At 38.2% G+C, this 21,970-nt stretch carries 19 protein-coding genes; 11 read left to right on the top strand and 8 right to left on the bottom strand.

What is annotated here, in order from left to right; all coding sequences use genetic code 11:
* Positions 1 to 3: 3 nt before the first annotated feature.
* From ACWNCI_RS13960 to hemA, 6 genes are all read right to left on the bottom strand, one after another.
* On the bottom strand, positions 4 to 324 hold the full coding sequence (locus ACWNCI_RS13960) for a type II toxin-antitoxin system RelE/ParE family toxin (RefSeq protein ID WP_346983752.1): 321 nt from the start codon (positions 322 to 324) through the stop codon (positions 4 to 6).
* On the bottom strand, positions 314 to 553 hold the full coding sequence (locus ACWNCI_RS13955) for a hypothetical protein (RefSeq protein ID WP_346983753.1): 240 nt from the start codon (positions 551 to 553) through the stop codon (positions 314 to 316). Before ACWNCI_RS13955 ends, ACWNCI_RS13960 begins: the two co-directional genes overlap by 11 nt.
* A 97-nt stretch (positions 554 to 650) precedes the next feature.
* Entirely contained in the window at positions 651 to 1,682 is a 1,032-nt protein-coding gene (gene hemE / locus ACWNCI_RS13950) for a uroporphyrinogen decarboxylase (protein ID WP_449388761.1), read from the bottom strand.
* 40 nt (positions 1,683 to 1,722) lie between these two features.
* The gene (locus ACWNCI_RS13945; protein ID WP_449388760.1) at positions 1,723 to 2,406 is read right to left on the bottom strand and encodes a uroporphyrinogen-III synthase; all 684 of its coding nucleotides are present in this window, start codon (positions 2,404 to 2,406) and stop codon (positions 1,723 to 1,725) included.
* Positions 2,407 to 2,444: 38 nt separating this feature from the next.
* On the bottom strand, positions 2,445 to 3,353 hold the full coding sequence (hemC, locus tag ACWNCI_RS13940; RefSeq protein WP_449388759.1) for a hydroxymethylbilane synthase: 909 nt from the start codon (positions 3,351 to 3,353) through the stop codon (positions 2,445 to 2,447).
* On the bottom strand, positions 3,340 to 4,614 hold the full coding sequence (gene hemA, locus ACWNCI_RS13935) for a glutamyl-tRNA reductase (protein WP_449388758.1): 1,275 nt from the start codon (positions 4,612 to 4,614) through the stop codon (positions 3,340 to 3,342). The genes hemC and hemA overlap by 14 nt, the downstream gene beginning before the upstream one ends.
* A 398-nt stretch (positions 4,615 to 5,012) precedes the next feature.
* On the opposite strand from hemA, the gene ACWNCI_RS13930 reads away from it, so the two are divergent.
* From ACWNCI_RS13930 to ACWNCI_RS13890, 9 genes are all read left to right on the top strand, one after another.
* The gene (locus ACWNCI_RS13930; protein WP_027381028.1) at positions 5,013 to 6,038 is read left to right on the top strand and encodes a rod shape-determining protein; all 1,026 of its coding nucleotides are present in this window, start codon (positions 5,013 to 5,015) and stop codon (positions 6,036 to 6,038) included.
* A gap of 27 nt (positions 6,039 to 6,065) precedes the next feature.
* On the top strand, positions 6,066 to 6,920 hold the full coding sequence (gene mreC, locus ACWNCI_RS13925) for a rod shape-determining protein MreC (RefSeq protein WP_346983758.1): 855 nt from the start codon (positions 6,066 to 6,068) through the stop codon (positions 6,918 to 6,920).
* Positions 6,913 to 7,419: a rod shape-determining protein MreD gene (locus tag ACWNCI_RS13920; RefSeq protein ID WP_346983759.1), complete on the top strand. Its 507-nt coding sequence runs from the start codon at positions 6,913 to 6,915 to the stop codon at positions 7,417 to 7,419. The genes mreC and ACWNCI_RS13920 overlap by 8 nt, the downstream gene beginning before the upstream one ends.
* A complete protein-coding gene (locus ACWNCI_RS13915) occupies positions 7,416 to 9,455 on the top strand; it encodes a penicillin-binding transpeptidase domain-containing protein (protein ID WP_449388757.1) in 2,040 nt (679 codons plus the stop codon). Before ACWNCI_RS13920 ends, ACWNCI_RS13915 begins: the two co-directional genes overlap by 4 nt.
* The gene (gene rodA, locus ACWNCI_RS13910) at positions 9,452 to 10,681 is read left to right on the top strand and encodes a rod shape-determining protein RodA (RefSeq protein ID WP_346983760.1); all 1,230 of its coding nucleotides are present in this window, start codon (positions 9,452 to 9,454) and stop codon (positions 10,679 to 10,681) included. The genes ACWNCI_RS13915 and rodA overlap by 4 nt, the downstream gene beginning before the upstream one ends.
* Before the next feature lie 105 nt (positions 10,682 to 10,786).
* A complete protein-coding gene (locus ACWNCI_RS13905) occupies positions 10,787 to 11,362 on the top strand; it encodes a pentapeptide repeat-containing protein (protein ID WP_449388756.1) in 576 nt (191 codons plus the stop codon).
* A 510-nt stretch (positions 11,363 to 11,872) separates the two neighbouring features.
* Complete coding sequence (locus tag ACWNCI_RS13900; protein ID WP_449388755.1) at positions 11,873 to 12,481, top strand: hypothetical protein; 609 nt, start codon at positions 11,873 to 11,875, stop codon at positions 12,479 to 12,481.
* A 140-nt stretch (positions 12,482 to 12,621) separates the two neighbouring features.
* The gene (locus tag ACWNCI_RS13895; protein WP_449388754.1) at positions 12,622 to 14,277 is read left to right on the top strand and encodes a hypothetical protein; all 1,656 of its coding nucleotides are present in this window, start codon (positions 12,622 to 12,624) and stop codon (positions 14,275 to 14,277) included.
* A gap of 212 nt (positions 14,278 to 14,489) precedes the next feature.
* The gene (locus ACWNCI_RS13890; protein WP_449388753.1) at positions 14,490 to 15,224 is read left to right on the top strand and encodes a DNA-binding domain-containing protein; all 735 of its coding nucleotides are present in this window, start codon (positions 14,490 to 14,492) and stop codon (positions 15,222 to 15,224) included.
* Between the two features lie 749 nt (positions 15,225 to 15,973).
* On the opposite strand, the gene ACWNCI_RS13885 is transcribed toward ACWNCI_RS13890, so the two are convergent.
* Together ACWNCI_RS13885 and ACWNCI_RS13880 are read right to left on the bottom strand one after the other, a co-directional pair.
* Positions 15,974 to 16,687: a C40 family peptidase gene (locus ACWNCI_RS13885; RefSeq protein ID WP_449388752.1), complete on the bottom strand. Its 714-nt coding sequence runs from the start codon at positions 16,685 to 16,687 to the stop codon at positions 15,974 to 15,976.
* A 416-nt stretch (positions 16,688 to 17,103) separates the two neighbouring features.
* Positions 17,104 to 19,299 carry a glutamine synthetase III family protein gene (locus tag ACWNCI_RS13880; RefSeq protein WP_449388751.1) on the bottom strand — a complete coding sequence of 732 codons (2,196 nt, stop codon included), beginning with the start codon at positions 19,297 to 19,299 and terminating at the stop codon, positions 17,104 to 17,106.
* A gap of 280 nt (positions 19,300 to 19,579) precedes the next feature.
* Between ACWNCI_RS13880 and ACWNCI_RS13875 the strand changes: the two genes are divergently transcribed.
* Entirely contained in the window at positions 19,580 to 21,268 is a 1,689-nt protein-coding gene (locus ACWNCI_RS13875) for a DUF6909 family protein (protein ID WP_449388750.1), read from the top strand.
* Between the two features lie 209 nt (positions 21,269 to 21,477).
* The gene (locus ACWNCI_RS13870) at positions 21,478 to 21,942 is read left to right on the top strand and encodes a DUF1572 domain-containing protein (RefSeq protein ID WP_449388749.1); all 465 of its coding nucleotides are present in this window, start codon (positions 21,478 to 21,480) and stop codon (positions 21,940 to 21,942) included.
* The last annotated feature ends 28 nt before the right edge of the window (positions 21,943 to 21,970 follow it).

The raw sequence follows: 21,970 nt of genomic DNA, 5'->3' as shown, positions 1-21,970 counted from the left end.
TTTTTATTTTTCTCTTTTGATTTTTTCAGGATTCTGTCTTGTGTCAAAAACGTCTGCAATTTTAATATGACATCTTTCTTCGTCAATGGAATAAATGATCTTATAATTAGATTCTAAGAGGTAATGATATTCAACATTACGTTGCTCCAATAAAAATTCTTTCTGACCAATTTTAGGATTATTCTTTAATTTTTCAGGAGCTAAAAGAATTTTTGTCACAATTTTTAATGCAACCTGATAGCTTTGGGAAGTTTGCTGATAATAATTAAAAATGTCATCAATTTGCTTTTCAGAAAATTCTGACCATATTACTTCATATTCCATTATACTTTGAAAGCAGTTCAGTTGTCGTTTTGAATTTTTTATTTTTAAAGTCTTCTTCAGACTTAGAAATTCTTTCATTCAATTCATCCACTGTAAATGGCTGAGGATTATTCTTTGGGTCTACACTTTTAGTATTTTTCATTAATTTTTCAAACTGAGCGATTGCTTCCTCGCTTTGAAGCTTGAGGAAATCCTGTATAAAATTTAGTTTTCTAGTTTGAATATCCATTTTAGAAATATTGATAATCAAATGTATAAAAAATATTTAAATTAAAATCCCTTCCAGAAATTGAAAGGGATAATATTTTATTTTGGAAAGTTTAAGTTTAAATGGTCGGTTTCCAATCCACCACCGCTCTGATGAACGCCTCTGCATTTTCCACCGGGATATTTGGTAAAATTCCGTGGCCAAGATTGGCAATATATCGGTCTTTTCCAAAACGGTTGATCATTTCAGTCACCATTTTTTTGATCGTTTCAGGAGTTGAATGTAATCTTGCCGGATCAAAATTTCCCTGAAGGGTCATCGTATGATTAGTAAGCGTTCGTGCAAATTCCGGAGTGATTGTCCAATCCACACCTAAAGCTGAAACCGGAGACTGTGCCATATCTTCCAGCGCAAACCAGCATCCTTTTCCGAAAACGACAACGTGAGTCAAAGGGCTTAATGCTTCAACAATCTGGTTAATATATTTCCAAGAGAATTCCTGGTAATCTGCAGGAGAAAGCATTCCGCCCCAGGAATCGAAAACCTGTACAGCAGAAACGCCTTTTTCAACTTTTCTTTTTAAGTAAGCGATCGTGGTATCTGTAATTTTTTGTAATAATAAATGTGCGGCTTCCGGTTGCTGGAAACAGAAAGATTTGGCAATATCAAAAGCTTTACTTCCTTTTCCTTCCACGCAGTAGCAAAGGATCGTCCATGGAGAACCAGCAAAGCCGATCAACGGAATTTCGTTGTCTAACTTCTGTAGTGTTAATTCAATCGCATCAAAAACATAACCTAAAGTATCATTCACATCCGGAACCACAACGTTTTGAACCTGCTCCATCGTTCTGATAGGAGTATCCAGCCATGGCCCGACAGATTCTTTCATTTTAAAATCAATTCCCATTGCCTGCGGAACTACAAGAATATCTGAAAACAGAATGGCCGCATCCAGAGGAAATCGTCGGATCGGTTGTACTGTAATCTCGGAAGCAAGCTCTGGAGTCTGGCATCTTGTGAAGAAATCGTATTTGTCACGCAGGGCAATGAATTCCGGCAAATATCTTCCGGCCTGTCTCATCATCCATACCGGAGGTCTTTCTACGGTTTCTCCGCGAAGCGCTTTTAAATATAGGTCGTTTTTAATCATAATCTATTAAATAACATTGTTGCCAATCAACAATTATATATCAGTCTTTATTTACAATTTTGTTTCGAATCAGTTTAAGAACGGATAAAAGATTGTTTCCCTCCGAAGTTAAAACCTTTTCTGAAGTGTGTTTTCTGAGTTCCCGGGAAGTCGTTTCGCCAATGGATATCAGGATCATATCTTCTAGTGAATTCTGCTTTGCAAAACTACGAACTCCGCTCGGACTAAAAAAAACAGCAGCATGATATTTTTCATTTATCTTCGGATTGATCTCTTCCGTTTTGTAAACGGTAATTTTTTTATATTTAATATTTTGCAGCGGAAGATCATTATCCAGAACACTTATGGCGAGGTTACCACAGAAATGCAGGAAGTTTTCATGCTGGCATTTTCCGGTGATAAATTTGGAAAGTGTATCGGCATTTTTCAATACTTTAAAAGTTCCGAAACCGTGTTTTCGTACTTCTTTTTTTGTTTTTTCGCCGACACAGTAAATCTTGTTATAATTTTTCGCTGTGAAATCTTCATTAGGAGTAAAGCCATTTTTAAAAAACGAATCTACGCCATTTGTGCTTGTGAAGATCAGGGATTTATCCTTTAGGTCAAAGGGTTTTACCTGTACTGGAGTTGTTTTAATTACCTCAATACAATCAACCACAATATCATCTCCTAATTCTTTGGATATCACATTGCGGTCTATATTTTTGGTAAATAAGATTTTCATTTTTTAGGCGTTAAGCTTAAAGGTGGATGATGAAAGTTTTAAATCTGATTTTTAATTTCAGCCATCAGTTCTTTTCCTCCGTTCTCAAGAACAACTCTAGCAAACTTTTTCCCGAAATTTTCTTCTTCATTATAGATGAAATTTTCATCCGTAGCAATACAGTTTTTGCCATCCAATGAGCAAAGTGCTGCTTTAAAACGGATCTGGTCTTCAAAGATTTCGGCAAAAGCTCCAATCGGTGCGGTGCAGCCTCCTTCCAGTGTATTCAGGAAGTTTCTTTCCATTTCTACACAGATCTGGGTGGGTTTGTGGTTGATTGAACTCAGAATGTCATTGATCTCTTTTTTATCAGAATGGCCGGCAACGGCAATAACGCCCTGAGACGGTGCAGGAATCATGAAAGGAATCATCTCGTAATCGATGTCCATTTTCATTCTTTTAATTCCGGCTAAAGATAAAATGGTGGCGTCAAAGTCACCTTCTTCCAGTTTCTTCAATCTCGTCTGGATATTTCCGCGAATATCTGAAAACTCTGCATTAGGAAAATTTTTAAGCCAGAAAGCTCTTCTCCTTAAGCTGCTCGTGGCAAGTTTCAGTTCGTGAAATTCTTTATCTTTTGCAGATTCTTTTCTTATTAAAACGTCCTGAGGAAAGTCTCTTTCCAGATAGGCAACAATTTCAAGATTTTCCGGAAGATTGGTGGGTACATCTTTCAGCGAGTGTACGGCGATATCGATTTCATCATTTAATAATGCGATATCCAGATCTCGTGTAAAAACGCCCGTAATCCCGAGAGCGTAGAGTGGCTGATGAAGATTCTTGTCACCTGATGATACGATAGGAACAATGTCCGTTAAATAATTGCTGTTCTGAAGATGCCGCGCAACTTCTCTGGCCTGCCAAAGTGCCAATGCGGAATTTCTGGTTCCGATTCTAATGCTTTTCATTAAATTCGTTGTTTGGTTGTTCAACTAATATTTCGTGCATTAATTTACTAATTTCTTCGGCTTTTAACGGATTATCGATGATATATTTTGCAAAACGGTTGGTAATTTTCTGAATCATTTTATCAGAAAGTTCCATGTCCGTGATGTTTATGTACTTATTTTTTTTGTAAAAATTATGCATTTCGTTGCGTTCCATGTTCTTTAAAACCGCTTTGAAATGATGAATGTTGGGAGCCAGCTTTCTCTTTTTTTCCCACTCAAGGAAGTCTTTCATCAGTTCCTTGATGATTTGTTCCGCTTTCGGGATTTCTTTCTCTCTCTGCTGAATCGTTTCCTGAATCTGTTTGGAAAGTTCATCAACATCAATTAAAGTTACATTTTTATTATCCGTAACGTCTTTATCAACATTGTTCGGGATAGAAAGGTCGATGACCAGGGTTTCTTTTCCATTCGGAAAATGAGATTTATTGACGATCGGATGCCTGGCGCCGGTAGCTACGATCAGAATATCTGTCTGTTTCAGTTCCTGATCGAATTCGGCATAATCGATATGAGGAATATTATATTTTTCAGAGATCTTTTCAGCTGTTTCCTGTGTTCTGTTGGCAATTTTAATTTTAGGCTGATAGACGTGCTTTACCAGATTCTCTACCGTATTTTGGCCTATTTCGCCCACACCCAAAAGAAGAATATTCTTTTCGGTAAGTCTTTTCTGATTATTTAAAATATAATGAACCGCCGCATAAGAAACCGAAGCCGCACCGTTGGAAATTCCCGTTTCGTTTTTGATTCTCTTAGAAATCTGAATGGCCGCATTAATGGCTCTTTCCAGATAAGGATTGGAATTCTGTCTTTCTTTTCTGAATCTGCTGTATGCTTTTTTGATCTGACCGATAATCTCAAAATCCCCGATAATCTGGCTTTCCAGGCCTGCTGCTACTCTGAAAAGGTGAATTAACGCTTCTTCCTTAGTGAGAATGTTGGCAAACTGAAGAAAATCCATAAGATTTACGCCGATCGTTTTGCAGTATTCTTCAGCAACAAGAAGGTAATTGGGGGAAGTCGTATAGATTTCGGTTCTGTTACAGGTGGAAACAACAAATGCATCCCCTAAATCTTCATTATGAATCCGGGTCACAAAATTTTTGATATTTTCATCAAAGAATGCGAATTTTCCCCTGGTTTCTACATCAGCCTTTTCATAACTAATGGAAAGCACAGAAAAATTAGACGTTTGATGTATGTTTGAATACTGTAACATAAGCGGGGCAAATTTACGTTTTTTTTGATAAATAGGTTTCTGAAAATGTATATGATAATTATCGTGAAAAACTATTTTGGGATTATTCTAAATAATAAAATTTCCTACGTAGAATTTTCAATATATAGCGTTTAATTTATGTTAAAAAAATTAAATCCATCCTGATCATTTTATGTCTTTTTCTGAACAGCCTATAATAAATCTTTTCAATTATGTTCCTGAAGGCAGCAGTTATCTTAAATCTGGTTGAAATTGAAGTCTGTAAATACTTAAACCAAAAGTTAATAAGGGTTTATAAATTTTAATAAAATTTTAACCAAATTATCTGCTCGCGAAATTTCTTTAGACGTCTTAAATTCATATCTTTGTAACTCTTTAAAAAAATCAGAACTAAAAGTATGAGTTTATTCGATATGTTTACGCAAGAGATTGCGATAGACCTTGGTACTGCCAACACCCTTATCATCCATAATAATAAAATTGTTATAGATCAGCCGTCGATTGTTGCCATTGAACGTTCTACTGGCAGACCAATTGCCGTGGGTGAACAGGCAAAACATATGCAGGGTAAAACTCACGAGGATATCAAAACAATCCGTCCGTTGAAAGATGGGGTGATTGCCGATTTCCATGCTTCTGAACATATGATTAAAGAGTTTATCAAAAAAATTCCGGGAATCAAAGGTAAATTCATTCAGCCTGCATTGAGAATTGTAATCTGTATTCCTTCAGGAATTACAGAGGTTGAAAAAAGAGCGGTAAGAGATTCTGCTCAGAAAGTAAACGCCAAAGAAGTCCGTCTTATTTACGAACCAATGGCTGCTGCCATCGGGGTTGGAATTGACGTTCAAAAGCCCGAAGGTAATATGATCATCGATATAGGTGGCGGAACTACAGAAATTGCTGTGGTTGCTTTGGGAGGTATTGTTTGCGATAAATCTGTGAAAATTGCAGGAGACGTATTTACCAATGATATTGCTTATTATTTACGAACGCACCATAATCTTTACATCGGAGAAAGAACTGCAGAGAGAATCAAAATTGAAGTAGGTTCTGCTGTTGAAGATCTTGATGTTGACATTGAAGATATTCCGGTACAGGGTAGAGATCTTATTACAGGAAAGCCTAAGGAAATCATGGTTGGTTACAAAGAGATCGCAAGAGCTTTAGATAAATCCATCATCAGAATTGAGGATGCGGTAATGGAAACACTTTCCCTTACGCCTCCTGAATTGGCTGCTGATATCTATAAAACAGGTATTTATTTAGCCGGAGGCGGTGCTTTATTAAGAGGGCTTGCAGACAGATTGCACAAAAAGACAGGTCTTCCTGTGTTTGTAGCAGAAGATCCGTTGAGGGCTGTCGTTCGCGGAACGGGGATCGCACTTAAGAATATGGATAAATTCAATTTCTTAATTAAATAATTCTAACTTTTTACGACATATATCTGAATGGGATTTTTGCTGAGATTATTTTCCAAGAATGCGCTTTTTGTCTTCTTTATATTTCTGCAAATTATTGCTCTGATTCTGATATTCTCTAAAAATGCCATGCAGAGATCCTGGATCGCAGGGCAGTCTGCCGCTTTCAATTCCTGGGTTTCGGGGTATATTGATGAAGGGGTTTCTTATCTTAAGCTAAAACAGATTAATGATGATCTGGTGGCTCAGAATAAATCTTTGATGATGGAGCTGTACGGAAAACAGGGTGCGAAAAATCCTCAGTTCAGAAAGGTGCATGATACATTGGGAGGCGGACAGATCTATACATTTGTTGACGGAGAAATTGTTTTCAATAGCATCAACAGAAGAAATAACTACTTTACCATCAACAGAGGTAGAAGAGACGGTGTATTTCCACAGATGGGTGTAATGGCTCCTAAAGGTATTGCAGGAATTGTAATCAATTCTACTGATAGCTATGCCTTGGTGCAGTCGGTGTTGAGTGTAAATAAAATCAGAATTAATGCTGCTCTTAAGAATTCGGGATATTTCGGGACATTGACCTGGAACGGAGATAATTCCAGAGTGATGCACCTAGCAGACATTCCAAAATATGTGGCCTTAAAAGTGGGAGATACTGTCGTAACAGACGGAAAATCTGCAATCTTTCCCAAAGGCGTAATGATCGGTACCATCGCTGGATATTCAGTAGATAATAAAACGGGATTTTGGGATATTTCAGTGGAGCTGAGTGAGAAAATGGGCGCTTTGAATAAAGTCTATGTTGTTAAAAATCTTAAAAAAGCTGAAGTGCAAAAAATTCAGGATACCATGCAATCTGTAATAAAAAAGGAAGATGATTAGCAGGACTTTATTTACGGACATATTAATCATGATATTTCTGGTTGCATTACAAATTTTTGTTTTGAACAGAATTACGTTTTTCGGAAAGTACACGCCGGTGCTTTATCCGGTATTTGTCATGTTTTATCCTTTCTTCAGAAATAAATATCAGTTTTTGGCTTTAAGTTTTCTGATCGGCCTGTCGGTTGACGCATTCCTCTTTTCTTGGGGGATTAATGCTTTTGCAACAACCCTGATAGCCTATTTCAGAACTTTGATTTTCAGAACCTCTACAGATACTTCAACCGATTTCTTCTCCTTTCAGTCCCTTCAATGGGCGCAGTTTTTGCTGTTTTTATTTACAAGTATCTTTTTACACCAGCTTTTGGTACAGTATATAGAGTTCTTTAAGCTGAGTAGATTTTTTGAAATATTATTTAATGTAGTGGTAACGAGTATAATTTCGTTTATATTTATAGTTATTTATGCATTAATATTTAAAATCAAACAAAAAGTTTGAACACACGTTATTTAAAAATTTTTTCTGTTATCATTGTAATCGCTGCGATTTTTGTGGCGAGGCTGGCTTATTTACAGCTTTTTACTGACAGATACGCGCTGAACGCGGCCAACACATCCATTAAAATTGAATATGTTATTCCTCAACGGGGAGTTATCTTCGATAGAAATGGTAAAATCATGGTGGGAAATCAGCCGGCGTACGAAATTTCTTTTACCCAGGCATTGATGAGACCTGATTTTGATACTATGGCTTTCTGTAACCTGATGAAAATTTCAAAAAATGATTTCATCAGAACGATTGAAAATATTAAAAAAGAAAAATATTACTCCAAGCTCACTCCGATGACCTTCATGAAGAATCTTAGCAGGGAAGACATTGCAAGGGTTCAGGAGATTATATTTAAATATCCCGCCTTCAGTATCGTTTCAAGACCTCAGCGACAGTACGAAGTTTCAACATCCGGAAATCTTTTAGGTTATACGAGTGAGGTAAACGAAAGGGAAATTAAAAAAGATTCTGCCTATTATCTGCCGGGAGATTTCATCGGTAAAACAGGGATTGAAAAAGCTTATGAAAAAGAGCTTCGTGGGATAAAAGGAATGAAATACATTCAGAAAGATATTAAGCTGCGGAATGTAGGACCCTATAAAAATGGTTCTCTCGACAAAGATGTAGTTACCGGAAAGGATATCACTCTTACGATTGACTATGATCTTCAGAGAATTGCAGAGGAAATGCTGGTGAATAAACACGGAGCGATTGTGGCAATTGACCCTAATAACGGAGAAGTTCTGGTTGCCGCAACAGGCCCGGATATTGATCCCAATCTTTTTACAGGCCCGAATAAATCTAAAAATCTATACGCCTTATCGAAGGATACCATCTACGAAAATAAACCGACTTTCGACAGATCTCTTCAGGCAGCTTATCCGCCGGGATCTACCTTTAAATTGTTGACAGCTCTTGCAGCTATGCAGATGGGCGTAATGGATGAAAATACCATTTTCCCTTGCGGTGGTGGATTTTATTACAAAGGAAAAAGAATCAAAGGCCATGGAGGTGCAGATCCGTTAATTCCTTCCATTCAGGTTTCCAGTAACTGTTTTTTCACATACGCCTTTATTGCTATCCTTAAAAAATATCCGGGAGATCCGTCAAGAGGGGTGGATGAATGGAAGAAAATCATGAGCAGTTTTGGGGTAGGTGAGTTCTTAAATAATGATTTTGCGGTAGGCGCAAGGGGTAGAATTCCTTCAGGGGATTTCTATGAAAATAGATTTAAGACCATTATGAAAGCCAGCGGCTCCAAAAGAACAGATTTTAAAAACTGGGACGAAATGTCTACCGGAGCGATCTACAACGGAATGGGACAGGGAGATGTACTGGTAACGCCGCTTCAGCTTGCCAATTATGTTTCTGCGATCGCTAATAAAGGCTGGTATTATACACCGCATATTGTAAAAGCGATTGATGGAAAACCCAATCCTGATCCGAGATTTAAAAAGAAACACCAGACATTGGTTGATAAAAAATATTTTGACCCGGTACTGAAAGGCATGGAGGCCGTAGTGTTGAACGGGACGGCACGCGGTTTAAAATCGAGTGACTTTACACAGCTCGCAAAAACAGGTACGGCTCAGGTTCCTCAGGGAAAAGACAATTCAATCTTTGTGTTGATTGCACCTGCAGATAAGCCTAAGATCGTTGTAGCGGCAGTTATGGAACACGCAGGATTCGGAGCTACGTGGGCGGGGCCTGCAGCGACGGTGATTGCTGAAAAATACATCACAGGAGATGTAAAACGTGAACACCTCTACAAGAAAATGATCACCTCCAGTTTTATGCCCGAATATAAAAGACAGTGGATTGCCGACCTTAAGCGTAAAGGTCTTTATAAGCCAAGCGAAGACTCAATCAAACAGAAGAGAATTCAGGACAGCTTAAAACTGGTGAGGGAGCAGAAGGCTAAGATGCAGAAAAAAATAGATGAGGAGACTAAGAATTTAAAAAAAACAAAACCGGTTAAGCAATGAAATGGGCAGAAGGAATAGATAAACTCGGTCTTGGCCTGTATTTCCTGCTTTGCATTTTTGCCATCGCAAATATTTACAGTGTCGACCAGAAATTGGGAGAAAAACAATTGATTTTCTTTTGTATTTCCTTGTTTGTGGGGCTTGTGATTTTTGTGGGAAGAAGCAAGTTTTTCGAGAATATGTCCGGCATCATTTATATCGGAGGTGTATTGCTGCTTATTGGTCTTTTCCCTTTCGGAAAGGAAATTCTCGGACAGAAAAACTGGTACAAATTCGGAAGTTTCACCATGCAGCCTGTGGAGTTTGCTAAAATAGGAACTGCTCTTATGCTTTCCAACTATGTATCCGGACCTGAATTTAATTTAAAAAACCGAAAATCTTTACTGACCACTCTGGCCATCATAGGTATTCCTGCAGTGGTTGTTCTGGCAATACCGGATGTAGGCTCTATGCTCGTATTTATTGCCTTTTTTATCGCCCTGTACCGGGAAGGAATGAGCGGATTATTATTCGGGATTGGTTTTCTTTTTGCCGGCGTTTTCCTGATTTCCCTTGCGGTCGATCCTATCTGGGTAGCTATTACCATTGTTGTAATTGTAGGAGCCTGGATTGCCATGAATTATTACAAAATGTCCTGGAACATCATTTCGATCTCAGGAATTGCGGGTTCTGTGGTACTGCTTTGCGGACTGGCATTTGGGTCACCTTATATTTTAGAAAAACTGCCCAAGCACCAGAGAGAAAGAATTGAAGTTCTCTACAAAGGCGAAAAAGCATTCAGGGATACATCCGGCTATAATTTATTGTATTCCAAAACAGCTATTGGGTCCGGCGGACTTTGGGGGAAAGGATACCGTGAGGGTTCTGTAACCCAGGGGAAATTCGTTCCGGAGCAGGAAACCGATTATATTTTTTGTACTGTGGGTGAAGAATGGGGATTTGCGGGAAGTGCAATACTTATTCTGTGCTATATGATCTTTATCGGAAGAATATATTACCTCGCAGAGCAGCAGAAATCCTCTTTCAACCGTGTTTTCGGGTATTGCTTTGCTTCGATCCTTTTGATGCACTTTACCATCAATTTAGGCATGGTTATGGGGCTTTTTCCTACCGTTGGGATTCCGTTGCCGTACTTCAGCTATGGGGGAAGCTCGCTGTTGGCTTTCTCGATCATGACTTTTATTTTCTTTAAATTAAATTATTCGGATAAAAACAGCTTGGTGTAGAAGAATGGAAGTCGTCTACGGTCATGCGCCTTTTCTATATTTAAAAATCTGCGCAATCTGAAAAATCAACGAGAGCCAATTTCTTTAATCTAAATCATTAGTCTCATGAAGGAAGCATACATTTTAGATCAAACTTTAAAAAATGCAGTTATTTCTCAGATTCAAAAAGGCGAATACGAAAACTGTACATTTCAGAACTGCAATTTTGAATATGCGGACCTTTCGGGTTTCAGTTTTAATAATTGCGATTTTACCGGGTGCAATCTCAGCATGGCGAAACTGGTGTCAACAGCTTTTCGTGATGTTCATTTTAAAGAATGTAAAATGTTTGGGCTACACTTTAATGAATGCAATGAATTCGGAATGACTTTTAGCTTTGATGGATGTTTTCTGAACAATTCAGTGTTTTATAAAACAACCCTTAAGAAAATCCTTTTTAAAAACTGTACCCTTACTGAAGTTGATTTTTCGGAATGTGATTTATCGAATGCTGTATTTAAAGAATGTAATTTGTCGGGAGCTGTTTTCGACTATACGAACCTTGAAAAAACAGATTTCAGAACATCCGTAGGATATTCAATAGATCCATCCAGAAACAAGCTTAAAAAGGCAAAATTTTCACTGTCCGGAATTCCGGGCCTCTTGCATACATTTAATATTGAAATTGATAGAAACACTTAATTTTTTGCACAGAAAAAGTAACTCTCACAATTCATATGTGAAATGGAGGATTCTTGTCGAGGATCTATTAAGGTAATACATTTTTGTTGAGCAGGAAATAAGAATGATTCCTTTTTCTCTGAAACTCTTTATTGATGGGCTTTCCTGAGGGACGGTAGAACATCACAAAAAAAGTAGTCTAGGTTAGACTACTTTTTTCAGCTACAAATGTAAACAAATTCTTTTTACCTCCAAACACTAAGATATTGTTTTCTAATTTCTTGCTTTTTTGTATCATAAATCTGTTCATTACAAATTTTTGGAGCAAAACAACCGGAATTTCGCACCATTTTTCATCTGTTTTTTACTATCTTTTATGGTGATTAGTTTCTTATGTAAAAAAGTAGTCTAACCTAGACTACTTTTTTACACAAAATAATGAAACTACAAATGATTCCCTCTAAACCCCTCTCCCTCCAATGCTTTTGCGTGGCATTGTTGTGCTTTTTAGTGGTCTTAGTATCATCATTATTGAGCGCTCAAACCTTTGTATCCTCTGATTCTGTAGTCTTTGTATCCAAAGACTCCTATTTATATGCAGAATCTCCAGTATATATTTCCAGTCAAAACCTGAGAAAAGCATCTTTTAAGAAGTGGTCTAAGGTTTTGATCAAAACCTCTTGTTCCAAAGTTTCCCATAAGAAGTCCACAAGTAGTCCTACGGAAAATACTTGTTATAAGAGTAGTCCAACAGGCAGACACACTTTTGGACTACTCTCTAATACTTCTTCAATAGCTTTTATCGGAAGCTCTTCTCCGGTAAAGCTTCAGCATAAAACAATACCATCATCCTTTATTCTATTTTTAAGCGCAAGAAGGGATCAAGAAAAAGATATTCATATTACTTCTCATCATTTTCACCTTACACCTATTACGATTAATCATTTCGGCCGTCCTCCGCCTGTGCTTTCGTCAATTCGAGTGTTTTTTCGTAACAAGGTGAAGAAAAAATGTATCGAGAATGGCATTTATCCTCAAACTCACAAACTTCTCGATATGATTTTTTCAAAATCTACTCGAAGTGATGAGCCTGTCGAAGCTATTATTGAGTCGGAGGGTTTGAGAGTGGGAGGGTTTTAGGGTTGGAGGGGAATATGGGATGGTTTGAGAGGGGAAATAGTGGCTTCGAGTCACCTCAGCCACCAGGACTCTCCCACACTCAAACTCTAAAACCCTCCAACTCTAAAAACTCTGCGAGCTCCTATAAGTGAAACGCCTTTGTGAAACTAAAAGCACATCATATAATAAAAAATCTTAGCGCACTTCGTGTTCAAATAACAAAGTCATCAAAAAATACAAACAACAAACATAAATACAAAACAATGAAACAATTAATTACAACCGCCGTTCTGCTTTTCAGCATCACAGTATTCGCTCAAGTGGGGATTAATAACACTTCCCCAAAAGCAACCCTTGACATTACCGCCAAAACAAACGGAACCAAACCTGAAGGATTGATCATCCCGCAATTAACCGGCGACCAGATCCGTGCAGCCACTACAGCTACACCCACACCAGTGTATGGATCAAACCAGAAGGGACTCATCATTTATGCAACCGTCGCAGATTCAGCTCCCGCTGGGGCAACAGCCAGTATTACCGCTCCGGGATACTACTATTTCGATGGCAGTATTTGGCAGAAGATCGTAACCGGCAATACTTCCAATCTTTATAATACAGATGGGGCATTAACAGGAACCAGAACGGTAAATACGGCTGGAAATGCATTGAAAGTATCAGGGGGAGGGCAATTGATTGTTCAAAATGCTGATAACTCTGGGAAGATACGTCTAGCACCTGGTGATACTTCCCATACAGGGTATATGGAAATAATGAAGGGGGATAATACCCGCCTTGGTTATATAGGTTGGGATAATACCAATGTTTTATATAAAGCAGAAAATGGTGTTAATCACGTTTTTCAAGGCGGTAATGTGGGAGTAGGAACCGATTATGCTGTTGATAAGCTATACGTGGCTGCTTCTGCCAACCGTCAAGGGGCTACTGTAACCAACACCACTACCACTGCAGGTACGGTAACAAGATTGGGAATTGGCGGAGGTACACCTACGTGGGGAGCTATCAATTATACGAATATAGATAATGCTAGCGACAGCCGTATATCATTAGGAACCTATGAGGGCTTAGAATTTCTGACTGTTAAAACGGGAGGAACCACTTTAGGTAATGTGGGAATTGGAACGACAGCACCTCAAAGAGTTTTACATGTAAATGCCAATAATACTTCAATAAGGTTTGAGAATTTACCATCATTATCTACAGGAACTAGTTCTACTGGATTGGTAGTTGATGCCAATGGAGATATTTACAAAAATAGTACGACATCTACAGAAGGACAAATACTTAGAATAGGCTTAAATGAAGTTACTTACAATGCGGGTTCGGAATCATCACTCCGTTTTAGCTTACATAATAGTGCTGCAGAAATGGACATAGCTTCTAATGGTGCATCTAATTTTATTAACACCATTAATGGTTGTACTATTAGTGAGAATGTAACATTAACTGCTGGGTATGGGACACCAAGTAGAACAACAGACCGTATAGCTTTACAACCTGGTGTTTATAAAGTGCAAGCAAGAGTATGGGGAAATTTTGCATCTGTAAATAATGGAAATAATACATTAATGATTAAAGCTATAGTAGGAAATAATGAATATTCACTTGTTAATTATTCTAGTACTAGCGGCTCATATGGAGTTGGTTATTTTGATGATTATATTATAATTGATACCCCTCAGTCTATAGATTTTACAGTCTATCCAACAAACAATAATTTTTTTGTAGGATCAAGAGCGACACCAGGCCTAGGTCAATCATATAGAAGTCTGATAATGATACAAAGGTTACGATAATAATATTTTTATCGATTTTGCCATCACTGGCGTTAGCATTTCGTTCGTGCCAGTTTTAAAATATAAACGGAGATAACAGGGGGACACGATCTAAACGCTCGCCAGCCACCCGATATTAACAAATTAATGAACAATAACCTCACCGGTTTCCAAAACCTGTTAGGTTTTAATAACAACAATTCAATACCTCAACAATTAAAAAATAATAAAGAATGTCCAATATATTACATAAAATCAAAGCCTATTTATACGATAACACTTTAACCAAAGACAATCCCAATGATTTCACGGCAAGAACCATCAGCGAGCGAAGCCTTAATGTCAAAAGAATCTGCCAGTCGGCGGTAAGCCGCGGTGGTTCCGATATCTCCGCCTCTTCGATGGAGCATGCCACAGAGCTTTTCCTGAAAGAAATGGCGTACCAGCTTTGTGATGGGTATTCCATTAATACCGGGTATTTCACCGCTAGCACCACTATACGTGGTGTGTTCGACAGTCCTTCGGAGAAGTTTAATAAAGATAAGCACAGTATTATTTTCCAGTTCAACCAGGGAGAAAAGCTGAGAGCGGAGATTCCCAATATTGAAGTTGATATCCTGGGTTTGGCAGAAGCTTCTTCTGTCATCCTACAGGTGACGGATGTGAAGAGCGGTTCGGTCAACGACCTGCTTACTCCCGGTAAAAATCTTAAGATCGTGGGCAGTAAGATTAAAATCATGGGCGATGATCCTACGCGGGGAGTTTACTTTGTCAATACGGCTACCCAGTCCAGAACCCAGGTAGAAGCGTTCGACATTGTCGTCAACAATCCTTCGGAGCTTATTGTGGTCATTCCTGCCTTACCTGCCGGAAGCTATACCCTGGAAGTGTTGACCCAATACACGGAAGGTAGCCTGTTAAAGCAAACCAGAACGGCTTCTCTGGATAAATTGCTGACGGTAGAATAGCCATCATTGTACAGCCTTTCCAGATCGGTTGATCCCACAGGCACGAGTGGGTAGGTCCCACAGCCTCGGACCGGTTAGTGCCACAGGTACGTGTGGGATGGTGGCACAGGCGGGAGGCATTCCTGATGAAATTTAACATTTATTTCACCAACGGCTCCGGCTGGGTAGTAGAACTCCCGGCCGGAGTTTTTTTGTGGCTTCGACTCCGCTCAGCCACCATGGAGTCGGAGATTGGGAGTTTGATTGTCGGAGAGTTTTAGAGTATCTGGGTATGGGAGTTTCTACAGAACGACAAAAGGTTGTCGGTTGGCGGACCCTGAGGCTCTCGAAGGGTCGCGTACACTGGAAGGACTGGTGGCTTCGAGAGCCTCAGCCACCATTGAACAGAGACCACCATTTCCCTCGTAATAGCAACCCGAAATTTCACCGTAAGAAAAGAGTAGGAAAAATTCCCCTCCCTAGGAGGGGTGGCGAAAATTCAAAGAATTTTTGGCGGGGTGGTTCTATAAGAGCTTCACAGAATGACCATCATTCTACCACTCGATTGTCATCCTGATTTCTGATCTTTAAACCCGAATCTTTTCATTTTGTTTTTTACCAGCTGTGCCGAGATTCCTCCGGAATGACAAAATGGAAGGGTGGAAGGTTTAAGAGTTTTAGGGTATGGGTGTGGAAGCAGCTTTTGAAGCTAAAAATAAAAAAACCATCAGGGATTTGATGGTTTCATTATTTAAATCAATTATTTAAAATTAAAAACTTGTTCCGCTTGATGCCGGAGTGGTTGTAGCAAGATTATTGTAAGCTTCTCCGTTCTCCTTGATGATTCTTTTTCCGAACCTGTACTTCGGTCCCCAATAAGAGTCGTTCAGTGAAGAAATCATTACTCCTTTTGACGTAGCTGCATGAATAAATTTCACTTCTCCGTTCTCATCTACGCTTTCTACAATACCTACGTGAGAAATTCTTCTTCCGTGAGAAAAGAAGATCAGGTCTCCTTTCTGTAAATTTTCTTTCTCTACCGTTTCACCTTCCTGAGACTGAGAAGCTGCTACTCTTGGTAAGCTAAGCCCTGCTGCTGCACCGAAAACAGAAAGAACAAAAGCTGAACAGTCGATCCCGTTTCTCGTCATGCCTCCGTATCGGTAAGGAGTTCCAAGATAAGTTTGGGCTTCTGTTAAAATATTGTCAATAGTTTTATTGTGCATGATTGCTTTTGCAATCTCAGAATTCTTAATGGAATTTTTAGCATTAGCCAAAGAAGCTGCCTTTTCGGCAAGAAATGAATTGATCAGTTGCTGCTTATCCTGCTCCATTTTGTTCATATCAATAGAGGCAAGTTTGGCATCTGTTTTGTATTCTTTAGCGTAAGTTGCTGGTTTTGAAACTACGTAGTTGGTAACACACGATTGTAACGATACAGTAGAGACTAAAGCAACTAGATAAAACAAAACTCTTTTCTTCATATATATTTGATTACCGTGTTAATAAGGAATAGTATTTTTCAAAAGCATTACAAAAATATGTATTCCCGCTAAAAGGACTCTGATATGGTTATTGCTGAGTTCTCTTTTTAACACATTTTAACATATTATTTAAGTATGTTAAAGAAAAATAAACCGCAACAGCCTGTTTCAGGTAAGTGTGCGGTTTTTTTTATTAAGATTCTTTAACAAAATTAATTTGTATATCACCTACTTAGTGTGGTAGATTGTAAATAACTCTAATTTTCACCTACGTTTTTTAGATGGTTTTTATAGTTTAGTATAAGTTCTTTTACAGGGAATTGCAAATGGTAAATTGGTTATTCTTCTAACATAAAAAAAACTCTCCGGAACTGGACTGTACCGGAGAGTTTAACTAATATGGAACTTTACAGATGTTACTTTGTAAATAACATTTCTCTATACTTGGTCATCGGCCAAAGCTCATCATCTACCATCATTTCCAGAGCATCTGATGCGTCTCTGATTACGTCAAATAAAGGCTTTACTTTATTACAGTAATCTTCCGCCTGCTTTTGGCTTTCAGAAACTGCTTTTGCTTCTTCTCTGGCCTGGATAAGATCTTCAACGCCCAATTTGATCTTAGATACATTTTCAGAAATACTCGTGATCAGGCTCATCTGCTCTTTTGCAAGGCTTTTAAATTCCTTGTCTCCAAAGATATCTTTAAGACCTTTTACGTTTTCAATCAGTCTGTTCTGGTAATTCAAAGCGGAAGGAATAATGTGGTTTCTTGCGATATCACTTAATACTCTTGCTTCAATATCAATAACTGTTGAATATTTTTCTAATTTGATTTCGTTTCTTGCTTCAACTTCTCTGTGAGTGAAGATTCCCAGTTCTTCGTAAAGTGCTAAAAACTTCTCATCCATCTCCTGTTTAAGTGCTTCCGGAGTGGTTTTTAAGTTATTTAAACCTCTCTTTTCAGCTTCTTTTGCCCAGTCGTCGGAATATCCGTCACCTTCAAACATGATATTTTTACATTGTTTGATGTATTCTCTTAGTACATTGAAGATCGCTTCGTCTTTTTTAAGGCCTTTTTCAATTAATGCATCAACCTCTTTTTTGAAATCACGAAGCTGTTTTGCTGCGATGGTGTTCATTACCGTCATAGATTCTGCACAGTTGGCAGAAGATCCAACCGCTCTGATTTCAAATTTATTTCCTGTAAACGCAAACGGAGAAGTTCTGTTTCTGTCGGTGTTGTCCAACAATATTTCAGGAATTTTTCCAACTACATTTAATTTAAGGTCTGTCTTTTCATCAGGAGAAAGTTTTCCTTCTTTTACTTTTTCAAGCTCTTCCAGAACTCTGAACAGCTGGCTTCCGATGAATACGGAAATAATTGCCGGCGGAGCTTCATTAGCACCTAATCTGTGGTCATTGCTTGCAGACGCGATGCTTGCTCTTAATAGATCCGCATATTCGTGTACTGCTTTGATCGTATTCACGAAGAACGTTAAGAACTGTAAGTTTTTCTTCGGGTTTTTTCCGGGACTTAAAAGGTTTTCTCCTGTATCTGTTGCTAAAGACCAGTTATTGTGTTTTCCGCTTCCGTTTACCCCTGCGAAAGGTTTTTCATGGAACAAAATATGGAAATGGTGTCTGTGAGCGATTCTTGCCATTACATCCATCAACAAAGAGTTGTGGTCAACAGCAACGTTTACTTCTTCAAACATCGGAGCCAGCTCAAATTGGTTTGGAGCAACTTCGTTGTGTCTTGTAGTAACCGGAATTCCCAATTTCATACATTCGATTTCCAACTCTTTCATGAAATTCATGACTCTTGTAGGAATTGAACCGAAATAATGGTCATCCAGCTGCTGTCCTTTTGCAGGAGAATGGCCTAACAAAGTTTTTCCCGTTAAAACCAAATCCGGACGAGATTGGAACAATGCTGAATCTACCAGGAAATATTCCTGCTCCCAGCCTAAGGTAGGCGTTACTTTCGTTACGTTTTTGTCAAAATACTGCATGACGTTGGTTGCAGCTTCGTCTACCGCATTCAATGCTCTTAAAAGAGGCGCTTTATAATCTAAAGTTTCTCCGGTGTAAGAGATAAAAATAGAAGGAATACATAAAGTCGTTCCCATGATAAATGCCGGAGATGTAGGATCCCAAGCTGTATAACCTCTCGCTTCAAAAGTGTTTCTGATACCGCCATTCGGAAAAGAAGACGCATCCGGCTCCTGCTGGATCAATAAGTTTCCGCTGAATCTTTCGATTGCTCTTCCGCCTTCGATAGGGGTAAAGAAAGAATCATGTTTTTCAGCAGTGCTACCCGTTAAAGGCTGGAACCAGTGAGTGTAATGAGTCACTCCTTTGCTCATTGCCCAGTCTTTCATCGCTACTGCTACCTGGTCTGCGATGTGTCTCTGGATTTTCGTTCCTTTTTTCATCGCATCCAAAATAGAATTGAATGCTTCTTTTGTTAAATATTCTCTCATTGTTTCTTCTGAGAAAACATTTTGGCAGAACAATTCTGACAATTTTACGGGAACTTCAACGGAATTATCTCTTCTAAAGTCCTTGAATGGTAAAGTTTCTAACGCTTTGAATCTTAAAGTTGACATATTAGGTTTGATTTTTACGGGGCAAATTTACGAAAAAAATGAATAAAAAATATTTTTACCCTGGAAATTTAAGGGGTGAATTAAAATTTAACAAAAAATTTAAACAGGCATTTATATTTTTGAAGGGGTGAATGGGTTTTCTAGGTTAAAAATTAAATCAGAAAATATTTAAATGAATAACCGTGGAATAAAGATAAGCATTATTATGTTAAACCTTTTATTAAAAGATACTTAAAATAATTTGAGCGGAGATTTTGTATATTTGTGTGAAATTTATTTTATGACAAATTCTAGAGCAAGAGAAACAACGGAAGCAATCGAAAGATTGTATATTTCTATGAGACACCTCTTTTACAGAGGTTTTTTTAAACCTGCCGGTGTTTCGGGAGACAGTATCAGAAGTTTGTTGAAGACCATCAATCCGGAGATCTACGGAAGTATGAATGTGCCGAGTAAACTGGAACTGAACGGCTTGATGTATGTATTAGACAGGCTTCCTGAAGGAATTGAAGAATGTGCTTTCATTCATCTTACATCGGATGAAGGATTTGATAAAGGAAGTTTCGAGCCGATCGTGCCTAAAAAGAGAAGAAGAAACTGTTACCGGATTGATGAGCATCAGATGAATATTGAAGTTCTTCTGGGGCGTTCTGAAATCTATGACATTCTTACCCATTTAACATTCCTTTTTATAGAGGCAGATAAAATCAGAAATTTAGCATTCATACAGGATGAAAACTGGAAGCCGACACGTGCTTTCAAAATCATTGAGGAAGTGGTGAAAGGTGAAAAGAAGTTCAGCAGAAAGGAAAAGGAAGTAGCCTTAATTCACCTGTCTTCTTTAATAGGAAGAACATTTGATGAAACATTAAATGCATATAATACATTCGGGGAAGACAGTAATCCGGATCGTTTGTTTAAAATTATCTATAACCTGGCAAAAGTAAGTCTTGAAGATGCTAAACAGACTAGAGAACGCGAGATTCACTTCAGTGCCATTTTAAGGGAAAGAGTAGGACATCACTATTTCGGTGAAAAGTGGGCCAATAAAGTGAAAGAAGTGTTATATGAAAATGATCTTCATATGCGCCCGCTTCATATTATTTCTGCCAATATGCATTCGGTGAAAAATATGCTTTACGCGAATGAAGCCCTAAAGAAAAAGGATCATCAGGTAGACTACAAAATGTACGGAGAAATTTCGGATAAGAAAGAGCTTCGTGATAAAGTTTCAAAATATGCTGTGGAGCAGGACATGATCTATATTAACGATAAAAGCGGAAGTAATATCGATGTTCAGATCATTGATCTCAGCAAGACCAATCTTAAAAATACACCGTTTCAGGATATCAAATTCGGAGGCGATGACGTGATCATGGTTTTCGATTATGCTTTCGGAGAACAGGCTTTTGAAGTGATGGATGAGCTTCTGAGACCTTTTGAGCATAAAGGTGAAGTGTATATGATGAAAGTGAAATCTGTTTCCATCATGGGAAAAGCCGGGATTCTTGCCGGCGCAAAAGGAGATATTATGATTCCCACATCACATATTTTTGAAGGAACAGCAGACAATTATCCTTTTGAAAATGCTTTAAAACTGGAAGATTTTAAAGATGATGAATTACAGGCTTTTGAAGGTCCGATGATTACTGTTTTGGGAACTTCGCTTCAAAACAGGGATATTCTTTCTTATTTTATGAATACTTCATGGAAAGCAATCGGACTCGAAATGGAAGGCGCGCATTATCAGAAAGCAATTCAGGTAGCTTCTAAAATCAGGCATCACATTACGCCGGATCTGTTTGTCATGTATGCTTATTATGCATCTGATAATCCTCTGGAAACGGGAAGTACGCTTTCTTCAGGTGGTCTGGGACTGACGGGTGTAAAGCCAACCTATCTTATTACATTAAGAATCTTAGAAAAGATCCTGCAAAGCGGAAAGAAAGAAATTTCTGCTAAAAAATAATTTAAAAATTATATTAGCGATATTTAATCCTTCAAGGTTTCAAAATCTTGGAGGATTTTATTTTCTACGATTTTCATAGATTGCATTAGGAATGTGCCGCATTTACTTATTAAAATATCCGCAATCATCTGCGTAAATCAGTGAGATCTGTGGTTTCTTTAGATAAATCAACACAAGCAAAAAATAATTATCTTTAAAAAAATAAACAAATGAGTACAACTTTACAATTGGCCAAAAGATTCAGAGAAGTATTGCTGGATGGTCTGTGGATTGCCAATACCAATTTTAAAGATCAGCTTTCTGATGTCACCTGGGACGTGGCTACAAAAAAGGTAGGTTCCCTGAATACCATCGCCATGCTTACCTTTCATATAGATTATTATATCTCGGGATTGATAAATGTTTTTGAAGGCGGTGATCTCGAAATAAGGGATAAATACAGCTTTGATCTTCCTCCGGTTGAATCTCAGGAACAGTGGGGAAATCTTAAGAATAAATTATGGAACGATGCCGAAAAATTTGCAATCCTGCTGGAACAGATGCCTGATTCTAAAATGAATGAATCTTTTGTGGATGAAAAATACGGAACCTATCTCAGGAATATTGACGGAATGATCGAGCATTGCTATTATCATTTAGGACAAATTACTTTGATCAGGAAGCTTTTGAGCTAAACACAAATTGCACAAATATCTTCACGAA

This window comes from Chryseobacterium lineare, from assembly GCF_977014045.1.
Note: the sequence above shows the minus strand (reverse complement) of the source record. Positions and strands in the feature narration are given on the sequence as shown.

Bases quoted from the DNA above. Each gene is read 5' to 3' on its own strand.
- ACWNCI_RS13960 (WP_346983752.1), bottom strand. From the start codon at position 324: ATGGAATATGAAGTAATATGGTCAGAATTTTCTGAAAAGCAAATTGAT.
- ACWNCI_RS13955 (WP_346983753.1), bottom strand. From the start codon at position 553: ATGGATATTCAAACTAGAAAACTAAATTTTATACAGGATTTCCTCAAG.
- hemE (WP_449388761.1), bottom strand. From the start codon at position 1,682: ATGATTAAAAACGACCTATATTTAAAAGCGCTTCGCGGAGAAACCGTA.
- ACWNCI_RS13945 (WP_449388760.1), bottom strand. From the start codon at position 2,406: ATGAAAATCTTATTTACCAAAAATATAGACCGCAATGTGATATCCAAA.
- hemC (WP_449388759.1), bottom strand. From the start codon at position 3,353: ATGAAAAGCATTAGAATCGGAACCAGAAATTCCGCATTGGCACTTTGG.
- hemA (WP_449388758.1), bottom strand. From the start codon at position 4,614: ATGTTACAGTATTCAAACATACATCAAACGTCTAATTTTTCTGTGCTT.
- ACWNCI_RS13930 (WP_027381028.1), top strand. From the start codon at position 5,013: ATGAGTTTATTCGATATGTTTACGCAAGAGATTGCGATAGACCTTGGT.
- mreC (WP_346983758.1), top strand. From the start codon at position 6,066: ATGGGATTTTTGCTGAGATTATTTTCCAAGAATGCGCTTTTTGTCTTC.
- ACWNCI_RS13920 (WP_346983759.1), top strand. From the start codon at position 6,913: ATGATTAGCAGGACTTTATTTACGGACATATTAATCATGATATTTCTG.
- rodA (WP_346983760.1), top strand. From the start codon at position 9,452: ATGAAATGGGCAGAAGGAATAGATAAACTCGGTCTTGGCCTGTATTTC.
- ACWNCI_RS13905 (WP_449388756.1), top strand. From the start codon at position 10,787: ATGAAGGAAGCATACATTTTAGATCAAACTTTAAAAAATGCAGTTATT.
- ACWNCI_RS13890 (WP_449388753.1), top strand. From the start codon at position 14,490: ATGTCCAATATATTACATAAAATCAAAGCCTATTTATACGATAACACT.
- ACWNCI_RS13885 (WP_449388752.1), bottom strand. From the start codon at position 16,687: ATGAAGAAAAGAGTTTTGTTTTATCTAGTTGCTTTAGTCTCTACTGTA.
- ACWNCI_RS13880 (WP_449388751.1), bottom strand. From the start codon at position 19,299: ATGTCAACTTTAAGATTCAAAGCGTTAGAAACTTTACCATTCAAGGAC.
- ACWNCI_RS13875 (WP_449388750.1), top strand. From the start codon at position 19,580: ATGACAAATTCTAGAGCAAGAGAAACAACGGAAGCAATCGAAAGATTG.
- ACWNCI_RS13870 (WP_449388749.1), top strand. From the start codon at position 21,478: ATGAGTACAACTTTACAATTGGCCAAAAGATTCAGAGAAGTATTGCTG.